Source organism: Imperialibacter sp. EC-SDR9 (assembly GCF_902498805.1).
In the GTDB taxonomy this organism is placed as follows: Bacteria; Bacteroidota; Bacteroidia; order Cytophagales; family Cyclobacteriaceae; genus Imperialibacter.
This window is the reverse complement of sequence record NZ_LR701595.1, coordinates 77,798-89,125: the sequence shown is the minus strand read 5'-3', so window position 1 is coordinate 89,125 and position 11,328 is coordinate 77,798. Positions and strand designations below refer to the sequence as shown.

Annotated in this window: 6 protein-coding genes; all 6 read right to left on the bottom strand. The window is 47.1% G+C overall.

The window, feature by feature from the left end; all coding sequences use genetic code 11:
* Positions 1–252: 252 nt before the first annotated feature.
* Positions 253–759 carry a fasciclin domain-containing protein gene (locus GC130_RS19580; RefSeq protein ID WP_152000046.1) on the bottom strand — a complete coding sequence of 169 codons (507 nt, stop codon included), beginning with the start codon at positions 757–759 and terminating at the stop codon, positions 253–255.
* 217 nt (positions 760–976) lie between these two features.
* Complete coding sequence (locus tag GC130_RS19575; protein ID WP_152000045.1) at positions 977–4,120, bottom strand: efflux RND transporter permease subunit; 3,144 nt, start codon at positions 4,118–4,120, stop codon at positions 977–979.
* Between the two features lie 34 nt (positions 4,121–4,154).
* Positions 4,155–5,276, bottom strand: coding sequence for an efflux RND transporter periplasmic adaptor subunit (locus GC130_RS19570; protein WP_152000044.1), 1,122 nt, complete (start codon positions 5,274–5,276; stop codon positions 4,155–4,157).
* Between the two features lie 22 nt (positions 5,277–5,298).
* On the bottom strand, positions 5,299–6,654 hold the full coding sequence (locus GC130_RS19565) for a TolC family protein (RefSeq protein ID WP_152000043.1): 1,356 nt from the start codon (positions 6,652–6,654) through the stop codon (positions 5,299–5,301).
* A 55-nt stretch (positions 6,655–6,709) separates the two neighbouring features.
* On the bottom strand, positions 6,710–7,327 hold the full coding sequence (locus GC130_RS19560) for a TetR/AcrR family transcriptional regulator (protein WP_152000042.1): 618 nt from the start codon (positions 7,325–7,327) through the stop codon (positions 6,710–6,712).
* Positions 7,328–7,483: 156 nt separating this feature from the next.
* Complete coding sequence (locus GC130_RS29175) at positions 7,484–11,272, bottom strand: PKD domain-containing protein (RefSeq protein ID WP_152000041.1); 3,789 nt, start codon at positions 11,270–11,272, stop codon at positions 7,484–7,486.
* Positions 11,273–11,328: the final 56 nt, after the last annotated feature.

The following is an 11,328-nucleotide window of genomic DNA, read 5'->3' as shown; positions in this document are numbered from 1 at the left end:
GACAAGCTCCATCAACTCAAAACACTCAGGTATAAAATCTTTGCTATTGGGGGCTATATAACCAAATCCGGCAGTCAGAAAATACTCAACCTTTCTCTGGCAATGAAACGAAGAAAATGGATTGAAGGAATCTGGACAGAGTCCCAAAATTTCAACTGGCCTTTTGCTCCGTCCTAATTCCTAATGACAATTCCGGGATTAACAAAAAAGCCCTCCGTGAAAGGGGGCTTTTGATCAACTCAATAGGATAAATTACTTGGGTAACACCACAGTATCAATGACATGAACAAAGCCATTTGTACCCTTTAGATCAGTTGCTGTTACATATGAAGCATTGCCTGATTCGTCAGTCAATTTCACCTTCATTCCCTCCATCGACGCAACTAGCCTACCACCACTCACAGTTGTTAGTTCAGACTTTCCCTTCCCACTTTTGATAGCGGCCACAACGGCAGCAGCATCGAATCTTCCGGGTACTACATGGTAGGTTAATATTTTTGCCAACTGTGCTTTGTTCTCCGGCTTCAATAAGCTTTCAACAGTACCTGCCGGAAGTTTTGCAAACGCAGCGTTGGTTGGCGCAAATACAGTGAAGGGCCCTTCACCTTTCAGGGTGGCAACTAGGTCAGCCGCTTTTACTGCAGCAACAAGTGTAGTGTGATCCGAAGAGCCGATCGCAATATCGACAACATCTTTTCCCTGACTGAAAGCCACTGATGAAGTAGCTAAAGCCAGCATTAGAACGAATAATTTTTTCATGATTAATTTGTTTGATTGTTCTTCGAACAGAATGTTCGCAGATAGGTTTTCAAAAAAGAGATGTTTTTCGGGTTATCTTGGAAAAGCCCCCACATTCCCACTTGAGCATCCAAACGCAAAACAAAACTCCTGGCTGGCATCGGTAGATGTTAACAAAGAAGGCCCGAACTGTCGTCCGGGCCTCGTTATTTTCTGCCAGATCAACTAATTCCGGGCATTAGACAGCTCCTGCTCTTTTCATTCTTCTCCTATAAGCAATTTTCGAAATAGCGACGTAGAGTACCGGCACCACAAAGATGGCGAGGGAGCTAGCTGCCACCATCCCTCCTGCCACCGTCCAGCCAATGGTTTTTCTGGCTTCGGCACCGGCGCCCGTGGAGATCGCCAACGGCAGCACACCCAAAATGAACGCCAGCGACGTCATGATAATGGGCCGCAGACGCAGCCTTACAGCTTCCAGCGTTGATTCTATAATGTCCTGCCCGGCGTCAACCCGCTCTTTTGCAAATTCCACAATCAGAATGGCGTTCTTGGCTGCCAGCCCTATCAACGTAATCAAGCCAATTTGAGCATAGATATTGTTGGTAAGCCCGGGCAGAAATGTGAGGGTCAAAATTGAGCCAAAGGCACCGATAGGCACGGCAAACAGCACCGAAAATGGAATAGACCAGCTTTCGTAGAGTGCCGCCAGAAACAGGAAGACAAAGACAATGGACACGAGAAATATGATACTCTGCGTGTTGCCAGCCTTTACTTCCTCGTAGCTCATGCCACCAAACTCATAGCTATAGCCATTCGGCAGCACCTCTGCTGCCACTTCCTGCAACGCCTTAATGGCATCACCGCTGCTATAGCCCGGAGCGTAAGTACCGAGAATCTCCGCCGACCGGTAGATGTTGTAATGCGAGATCAGCGCTGGCGTTTCTATCACCTTGGTGGTGATAAGAGCGCTCAATGGTACCATCTCACCCATGCTGTTTTTCACAAAATACTTACCGATGTCATCGATGTCTTTTCTGTACACAGTATCGGCCTGGGTTACCACCCGAAAGTTTCTCCCGTAGATATTAAAATCGTTCACATAGCTACTTGCCAGCAAAGTCGACAATGTACTATAGGCCTGGGCTACATTGACGCCCATCTTTTTTGCCTTTTCCTTGTCCAGGTCGACCTGGTAAGCTGGGGTACGGGCCGAAAAGAACGAGTAGGCCGCTGCTATCTCAGGCCGCTGATTAGCCGCTGCAATAAACTTTTGCATGGTCGCCTCAAAACCGAAGATATCGTCGGGGCTACTGGTTTGTAACAGCTCGAAAGTGAATCCGGACGACCGTCCAAGACCCGGAATAGGCGGAGGTGCAATTGCCAGCACTCTTGCTTCCTTGATATCGGAAGTCATGGCCATGACCTGTCCAATAATTTTTTCCACACTCTCCGTTTCCGGATCACGTTCGTCCCAGTGTTTTAGGTTCACAAACAGTGTTCCTACGTTCGATTTATTAGAAAAGGTGAGGATGTTCAATCCGGCCAAACCTCCCACTACATCCAGCGATGGTAGTGTCATGATTCGCTTTTGAAGCTCCAACTGCATTTCAATACTCCGATTTGTAGACGTGCCTTCTGCCATTTCATACGTCACAAAAAAACGTTTTTCGTCCTCAGTAGGAATAAAGCCGGTCGATTTGTTTTGAAACAGAAAGAAAAGCCCAACGAAGAGGCAAATCATCATCACCAGCACGTAGGGTGTCCCTTTAATCCACCTTCTTACCCCATTGGTATACGAACCCGCCACTTTGTCGAACCAACGGTTGAACCGGCTGAAGAACCACTCCAGCCCTTTCTTGCTTTTAGACTGATCAGACGGCCTCAACAGCAACATACACAACGCCGGTGTCAACGAAAGAGCAACAAAAGCAGAAATCAATACCGAAATAGCAATGGTAATGGCGAATTGCTGGTAAAGTTTGCCAATGATCCCTGGCACAAAGCCAACCGGGACAAACACCGCAGCCAAAATAAGTGCAATGGCGATAACGGGTGCGGATATCTCCTTCATCGACTTAATGGTTGCATCCTTTGCTGAAAGCTTATGTGCATCCATATTGTGCTGAATCGATTCCACCACCACAATGGCATCATCCACTACAATACCAATTGCAAGCACGAACGCAAAAAGTGTAAGCGTATTGATAGTGAAGCCAAAGGGAATAAAGAAGATAAACGTGCCTATCAGCGATACTGGGATCGCCAGTATGGGGATTAATGTAGCTCTGAATGTCTGAAGGAAGAGGAATACTACCAGAATCACCAAAATCATGGCCTCCATCAGCGTAAAGGCCACCTCTTTTAGAGACACCTCTACAACGGATGTTGTTTCCAGTGGAATCAGGTAGTCCACGTCTTTGGGGAAGCTGGCTTTAAGCTGAGCAAGGGTTTCCCGCACGCCATTGTTTGTTTCCAGGGCATTGGCACCCGGCTCCAGGTAGAGCAGCACAAATGAGGCTGGCTTACCCATCACAAACGGATGGTTGCCATAGCTTGCTTTGGCGAGTTCTACCCTGGCAATGTCCTTTAGGTAAACCATATTTCCCGTGATTGGGTTGGTTTTTACTACAATATCTTCAAAGTCTTCAACTGTACTTATCCTACTGTTTGTCAGTATATTGAACTCAAATGTTTGCGTTGAAGCCTGAGGTGTGCTGCCAATTGTTCCTGCCGAAATCTGAAGATTTTGTTCCTGCAGGGCGGCATTCACTTCAGCTGGGGTAATCTTGAGGTTAGCGAGTTTTTGAGGGTCTAACCAAATACGCATACCAAAATCGTCACCGACTGAAAAGATATCCCCTACTCCCTTTACCCGAAGGAGAGCATCTTTCATGTAGATATTGGCGAAGTTGCCAAGGAAAGTAGCGTCATGTGTGCCTCCTGGAGAGTATAGCGCCAGTGCCATAAAGATACTCGGGTTCCTTTTACGAACAGTAAGTCCCAACCTCCTCACAATCTCTGGAAGAGTGGGCTCAGCAACGCTTACCCGGTTTTGGACGTCGAGCGTAGCAATGTCGATATTAGTGCCTATGTCGAATGTGACAGTGACGCCACTCGCACCACTGCTGGTACTATTGCTCGACATGTAGGTCATGCCCGGCGTACCGTTTATTTGCGTTTCTATCGCCGTGGTGGTGGTTTGCTCTACTGTTTCAGCATCAGCTCCTATATACAGGCCACTCACTGCTACCGTGGGAGGCGTAATATCAGGGTATTGAGAGATGGGCAATGTGCTCATCGCTATCAGACCAACCAGCACAATCACAATAGATATGACGATGGCGGTTACGGGTCTTTTTATAAAAACATCTGCGACCATTTTTTCTTGATTGAATAGATTCTGGTTGAATTATTTACTTCGCTGCGGCAGGTGAGGCAACGGTGATGGCAGCTCCCTCTCTAAGATTCTGAACACCCTCCACCACAATGACATCTCCTTGCTTCAAACCATCGGCAACGATGACGTTGCTGCCAATTTGTTTCCCCAGTTTTACCCGCCTTTGCGACACCTTGCTGCCGTCGGACACATAGACAAAGAATTCGCCCAGCTGCTCTGTCACGGCTTTGAAAGGTATGGTGATAGATTTGCCAGACACGTTCGACAACACTTGCAGGCTGCCACTCATGCCCGGGCGCAACATGTGCTCAGGGTTTGGCAACTCCACCCGAATTTTGATAGTGCCCGTTTGTGGATCTACCGCCCTGTCGATAAAGCTTAGCTTTCCAAAATGCGGGTACAAAGACTTGTCAAGCACCAGCCTGAAAGTGGAATCGGCTGCGTTATCACTGCCTTTCGCCAATATCTGGCTAAAGCGACTGATTTTACTTTGGTCTATAACTACATCCACTGCCATGGGGTCATCGGAAGAAATAGTGTTAAGCAACGTTTGGCCGGGCGTTACCGACGCACCAAGCTTCACTGCCGAAATGCCAATGGTTCCGTCAAATGGCGCCACAATCGTCGAGTAGCGCACATTGGTTTGAACGCTGTTCACAGTGGCTTTCGCTGCTTCCACAAGTTGCTTGGCTGAGGTATAGGCCGACTCAGCATAGTCTACCTGTTGTTTGGCAATCGCATCGTCTTTTTCAAGCTCTTTGTATCTTTCAAAATCCTTTTTTGCTTTATCGAGATTAGCCTCCTGCACAGCAAGGTTCGCCAATGCCTGGCTATATGCCGCCTGCGACTGCTGCTGATCGATGGTGTAGAGCTTCTGCCCTTTTTTTACTTTATCACCTTCTTTAAAGAAGATTCCCGTGATATAACCACTCACCTGTGGACGAAGCTCAACTTCCTGCAAAGCCTTCACAGTAGCCGGGTATTCTTCATAAAAAGGTGCGATTGTGTAGTTGACCTCTTTCACGGTGACTGCTACCGGGCCCCGTGCTGGCCCTCCCTGTTGATTGTTACTTCCGCATCCTGCGGCAATTAGCAGTAAGCCAAAGGCAAAAAAGATGTAAATTTTATTCACTGACATGTATGGTTGAGTAATTAAAGAATTAATAATTGATTTGGCCCAGGGCTTTCAGCACATCCATTTTGCTGGCAAGCACCATGTACAGGGCATTGTAATAATTGATACGGGTAGTTCTCAAGTCGCTTTCTGCGATAGTGACTTCGAGGTAGGTTTTTACGCCACTCTGGTATTGAAGCTGAATGATGTCATACACTTCCTCAGCAAGTTCAACATTGTCCTTTTGAGCCTGGTAGAGTCCCAAATTGCTTTTGTAGGAAGCCAGCGCTCTGGTGTACTCAGTATTTATGGCGCTCTTCAGGTTTTTCAGTCCAAGGTCTAACCTCCCGTTCGACAGGTTCGCTTCCTGTATCTTAACAAGCCTTTTTCCTCCCTGTAAAAGCGGAAGACCTAATGTAACACCCACAAAAGAAAAGGGATAGGTGGTGTTGTACAAGTCGCTGAAGTTATTGTTTTGATAATTTAGATTATAGTTCCCAAACAAACTGACAGACGGCAGAAAGGCCCACCTACTGTAGTTCACATTGGCCTCCTGAAGACTTTTCTGTGACTGCATGATCTGAAAGTCAATATGATCAGCATAATTCACTTGCTGTGTGGTGTCGAGCATTATTTCCTCTTCCATCAACAGCGGATCATATTGCACCGGCAAGTTCTGATCAAGCGGATAGCCCATCAGCGTTTTCAGGTACTCTTGCTTGTACTTCAATAGTTCCTGGTTGGTTTTCAAAGAGGCTTTGGCGTTGGTTAGCAAAATAGTGGCTCTTTTGTAGTCCGTTTTATCCGACACACCCGAATTATACCGGCTTTGTGCATCCTTCAGGCTCCGCTCCAGCCTAACGATTGATTCCTCGCTCACCTCTATTTGCTGCATCATGGCCAGGGCATCATAAAATGCTTTGGTCACATTCACTACCACGTCAATTTTACTGCGGCTGGTATTGAGACCTGCCTGACTTCTTACCTGAGAAGCGGTACTGCTGGCCAGTAGTACATCTCTGTTGAAGACAGCCTGGCTGGCACTGAACTGTGCCGAAGAGGTATTATTAACGCCAAACCGGATCACGTTCCCTCCTATCACGCTCGCCTGCAAGTCAATAAACCGTTGGTAGTTATAGGTGAAATTAACCTGAGGATACCAGTCGGCCAGCTTCCCTTTGATGGCCTTGTCGGTGATTTCTTCGTCAATCAGGGCTTGCTGCACATTGGGCTGGTGAGCCAGGGCATATTCCACCACCTTGTCAAGTGTGGCAACCTCCAGTGGGTCGCCACTCTGGCCCAGCGATAAAGTGGTATTCAATAAAACTAACACAAGTGTCAGCATCGACATCCTGAGGGATGCTTTTTGAAACAAATGTGCTTTCCGTAGAAAAAGCTGCATACTCAAATTTGTTCTTAAAAGTTTATCAATAAGTTACTGGTTGAAGAAGAAGTCATTAGCTAACTGATGGCATTTCTTCCTTAAAAATGGTCATGTAGATGACCTGTTTTCGTTCAAGCAAAAATTCGTGGTAAGCCTCTTCCGTCATGCCGTGAATAGTTCTCAAAATAGGCTTAGCCAGCATTGGATAGTTGCATAACGCAATAAGGTTAACCAAAAAATGTTCGGGCGTAATGGGCGCCAGCCTTCCCTGCTGGATTTCTTCGGCTAGCTGATCACGAATCAGGTCACTTGATCGGGACTGGTTCCTGGCGCAGTAGGCTTCGGTTCTATCCTTGTTTCTCACCGTTTCGCTGATGATGAAGTTCTCCAGATAGGGATACGTCATGTTGTAAGTAATGATCGCATCAATGTACCTGGCTATCTTTTCCCTAAATGGCAGGTCGAATGAAAGAATGCTTTTTACCCGTGCCCGCTTTTCTTCCATCGCTTCGTCCAGCAGAATACTCAGCATATGCTCCCTCGACCTGAAGTAGTAATGGATCAAAGCCCTGTTCACCCCAGCGGCGTCAGCAATTTCCTGGGTAGTTGTTTTGATCAGCCCTTTCTTAAAAAACAGCTCTTTGGCCTTCTCTTTAATCACCTGCTCAGTCTGTGCTTCTTCTATTTTCATGAACGAAAGCCCTTTACTTTTTTGTTTAACATTTTTGTTAACGCAAGCTTTAACTTTTGGTTCAGAAAGGTCAAAAGAAAAATTCAAGTGGTTCCTAGCAGTGACTCACGGCAGTAGAGTATAACAGGGCAGCGCAGTTACGGCTCGCCTTCACTATTACCTGACAAGATGAAGGTAACCTTTCAATTTTTTTTCAGGTCGCAACTCGTTGGCGAGCTGATAGAAGTAAACACCGGCGGCAAGTTCTCCTCCCTCCCAGTCATTTGCATATCGCTCCCTGCGAAATACCTGATTGCCCGACCGGGAGTATATTTCAAGTGTCCACAAGCCGTTTTCCACGCCAGGCAGGTAAAGAGAGTTATTGAAACTGTCGTTGTTTGGAGAAAATGCATTGGGGAGATCTGTGACTTCCTCTTGCACAAAAAAAGAATGGACAACAGCAGACCCGCATCCCACTGTGTCTTTTGTAAAGAGCGTCACATCGTTGTCTCCATAGTTTTCGAAAGCCACGGCAACGTCATTTCCCTCCCACTCTATGCCGTCTACTAGCCAGAAGTACGCCAGACTATCTGAACCCTCGGTTACTGACACAACCACTTCCTCATGCGTGAACGGATACATTTCACTTATTATGAAGTCGGACTCGGGCCCGGGTGCCACGGTGATGGCAGGTGACACCTGATAGGGCACAGTGCAGCCTTGTGAATTGATGAAGACCACGTTTAAAAAATAGCTGCCAGCTTCATTGTATGCTCTGTTTATGGAACTACTTTGCGTATCCACCACATCTCCATCGCCAAAATCCCATCTGTAAGTCGATGTGTTTGTGCCATGTGCTTCAAACAGTATATCAAAACCTTCGCAAGTGCTCAAACTGTCAAAGTCAAGTGAACCATAGGGGCCACCCACACTGACTATGGTGTCTTTTGTCACTGTGCTGATGCATCCATAGGCATCTTCTACAGAAAGTGACACTGAGTAGTCGCCTGGAATGAGATAAGTCACCACCGGCTGGGCCAGTGCCGATGTTTGCCCATCGCCGAAATCCCACTGGTAAGAGGCAATGCCCTCGCCCGACTTATCCTGAAAGGTGGTAATCAGCGGTGGGCATTCGGTAAAAGTATTGACAGCCTCGAACTTAGCCTGCGGTTGCGCAACAATGACCTCTTTGATCGCTGGTTCTTTGCTCAGGCATCCATCAGCATCCTGCGCAAGAAGCTTGATGGTGTAACTGCCCGGTGTGTTGTAAGAAACAACCGGCACCAGCTCAGTGGATGTGCTGCCATCTCCGAGTTCCCAGCTATAGCTGACGGCGTTCATCGATATGTTTTCTAATACCAACGTATCATTCACACAATACGCATCGGCTTCCGTCATGAACCTGGGAACAGGCTTAACAAACGAAATAACGTTTTCTCTGAATATCGAGCACGTGCCTTCAGTATTTGTCAGCGTCAGCCCGATATTATAGTTCATCTCGTCGTAGTAGGCATGTACAGGGTTTTGCGACGTCGACGAGCCGCCATCCCCAAAATCCCATTCCCAGGCGACTATACCCGGAGATCCTCTGGAAAAGTCTTTGAAGTTAACCACGAGGGAGTCGCATTTATTATTTGTAATAAAACTGAATGCGCCATCGATGTCCAATACCCTGATGACATCCTCTTTTTTTATGGTAGATGTACACTCGTCGGGGTCAGTAACGGTCAACTCTGCTCCAAAGTACCCGGCATCAAAGTAGATTTGCATCGGGTTGGTAACATCCGACTTGCTGCCATCAGGAAACGTCCAGGCCCAGTGTTCGGCATCGGTTGATGCATCGTTGAATTGAACAGGAATACCTTTACATGTGGTGGTGTCGACAGTGGAAAAATCGGCCCGAACGTTGTAAATGCTTACTCCCTGCTCTACCGATACCACGCAAGACGTTTCATCGTTGAATGCGGTAGCTTTCAATGTATAAGTGCCCCGGCCGGGATAGGTGTGCGATGGGGTTATTTCGTTGCTCTTGGTGCCGTCTCCAAACTCCCATGTAATGCCATCATAGTCGCTTGAAAAGTTGCTGATATTAATCGTGTTGGGATCGTCGCAGCTTTTTGAAAAGTCAAAACCAACAAAAGGGTTCAATACCTCTATTAGTTCTGTTTTAATAATCTCGTCTTCACAACCGGCATTTTTTGCTTTAAGCTTCACCGTGTACAACCCCGGCCGTTCATAGCTATGTATCGGGTTCTCTTCAATAGTCCCTGTACTATCACCAAAGTCCCAGCAATAAAAAGTAGCATTCAGGGATTCGCTCCTGAAGTTGATTGGTTCCCAGGCGCAAACAACCTGTTTGCTGACAGTGAAGGCCGCTGTTGGCACTGTGGACGACACCACCACGTCCACTTCTTTCCTGCTCGTGCAACCAGATGCGCTTGTCGCCAATAGCACAACCTCATAGGTACCCGGCTGAGCGAAAACATGTATCGGATTGGCTTCGGTGGTCGACGTATTGTCGCCAAAGGTCCAGAGTAAGGAGTAGCTTTCACTTGCCTCTGTTACAGAAGTAAACGGAAGTGTGAACGGTGCGCAACCCGACAGCGAAATTTCGCTACAGCTTTGCTGGTCTTCGGGAAGAATCTTTGTATCGACAATATGAACCACCTCAACCTCCTGGGTGTAAAGTGCCTCACAGTCCATAATGCTATAGCTGGTCAAAGTTACCTGATACAACCCCGGAGCGGCATAAGCATGAATGGGTGATTCGTCTTCCGAGGTCATTCCATCACCAAAGTTCCAACTCCATCGGTTGCTGTTGGTCGAGCTGTTCGAAAACTGGATTTGAAGTGAGCACTTTTGCTGGGCGGTAAACGACGGTGCTGCATCTGCGCCTACTATAATCTCTTTTACTGTTTTTGCTTCACAAGCCTGCCCCTGTAGCTGGGCCGTGAGCACTACCTGATATTTGCCCGGCTGGCTGAAGGTGGTGACCGGAGAAGCTTCCTCTGAAGTTTTCCCGTTTCCAAAATCCCAGTGTCTGGAGAGTATCGTCTTGTCAGATGCTTCTATAAAATAAACCTGATTGTCAACACAAGCCTGTGAAGCAGACGCTGTGAATGAGATACCAGTACCACTGCCTATTACAACTGAAAGCTGCTGACTATCCTGGCAGCCTTTTTCATCAGTTGCTGTCATTGTTACTTTATAATCGCCTACAGTTGAGTAGGTATGGGGTGGGTTTTGGGCGGTGCTACTGGTACCATCGCCAAAGTCCCATTTGTAACTGATGTTCTGACCAGTACCAGTCACACCTGAGCCGGTTGCAGTAGCATTAAAGTTCACTTGTGCTGGCGTTTCGCACAAAACGGTCTTATCAGCCCCGATAGTTGCTTTGATACCGTAGGCCTTGATGATAGCACTTTTTGAAACAGTGCTTTCGCAGCCAAACTGGTCTTTTGCCACGAGTGTAACAGAGTAGTCGCCCTGGCTTTTGTAAGTGTTCGTAGGTGCTTCCTCGTTGCTTGAGCTACCATCTCCAAAAACCCACTCGAAAGACTGCAGGGTCTTTCCTGCTGTCAGGCTCTCAGCAACAAAAGACACTGGCAACGGGCTGCATCCCTCGGCAGGAGAAAACGAAAAGTCAATGGAAGGTTTGTCATGTACAACAATGTCCATCGTTTTGGTGCCCAACGTGGTGGCTCCTGATTTAACCACCAATGTCACTTGAAATGTACCAGAACCGGTATACACTGCGCCAGGGTTTTGAAGTACGGAGCTATTTCCATTACCGAAAGTCCATTGATAGTCAGTGATCGGGCTCGCAGTGGACTTGTCGGTAAATTTGACTGTCAACGGGGCACAACCTTCCGAAAAATCGACTGAAAAATCGACGCTTTGCGCTAGGCAGGACAAAGGAGCCAAAAAGAGGAAAAACAGCAGATACTTCATGAATGATCGACTCATTCAAATATATAGGAAAAATACACAACTGATTGAAGCCAAAAAAATAACCTTACTTA

Bases quoted from the DNA above. Each gene is read 5' to 3' on its own strand.
- GC130_RS19570 (WP_152000044.1), bottom strand. From the start codon at position 5,276: ATGTCAGTGAATAAAATTTACATCTTTTTTGCCTTTGGCTTACTGCTA.
- GC130_RS19560 (WP_152000042.1), bottom strand. From the start codon at position 7,327: ATGAAAATAGAAGAAGCACAGACTGAGCAGGTGATTAAAGAGAAGGCC.
- GC130_RS19565 (WP_152000043.1), bottom strand. From the start codon at position 6,654: ATGCAGCTTTTTCTACGGAAAGCACATTTGTTTCAAAAAGCATCCCTC.
- GC130_RS19575 (WP_152000045.1), bottom strand. From the start codon at position 4,120: ATGGTCGCAGATGTTTTTATAAAAAGACCCGTAACCGCCATCGTCATA.
- GC130_RS19580 (WP_152000046.1), bottom strand. From the start codon at position 759: ATGAAAAAATTATTCGTTCTAATGCTGGCTTTAGCTACTTCATCAGTG.
- GC130_RS29175 (WP_152000041.1), bottom strand. From the start codon at position 11,272: ATGAGTCGATCATTCATGAAGTATCTGCTGTTTTTCCTCTTTTTGGCT.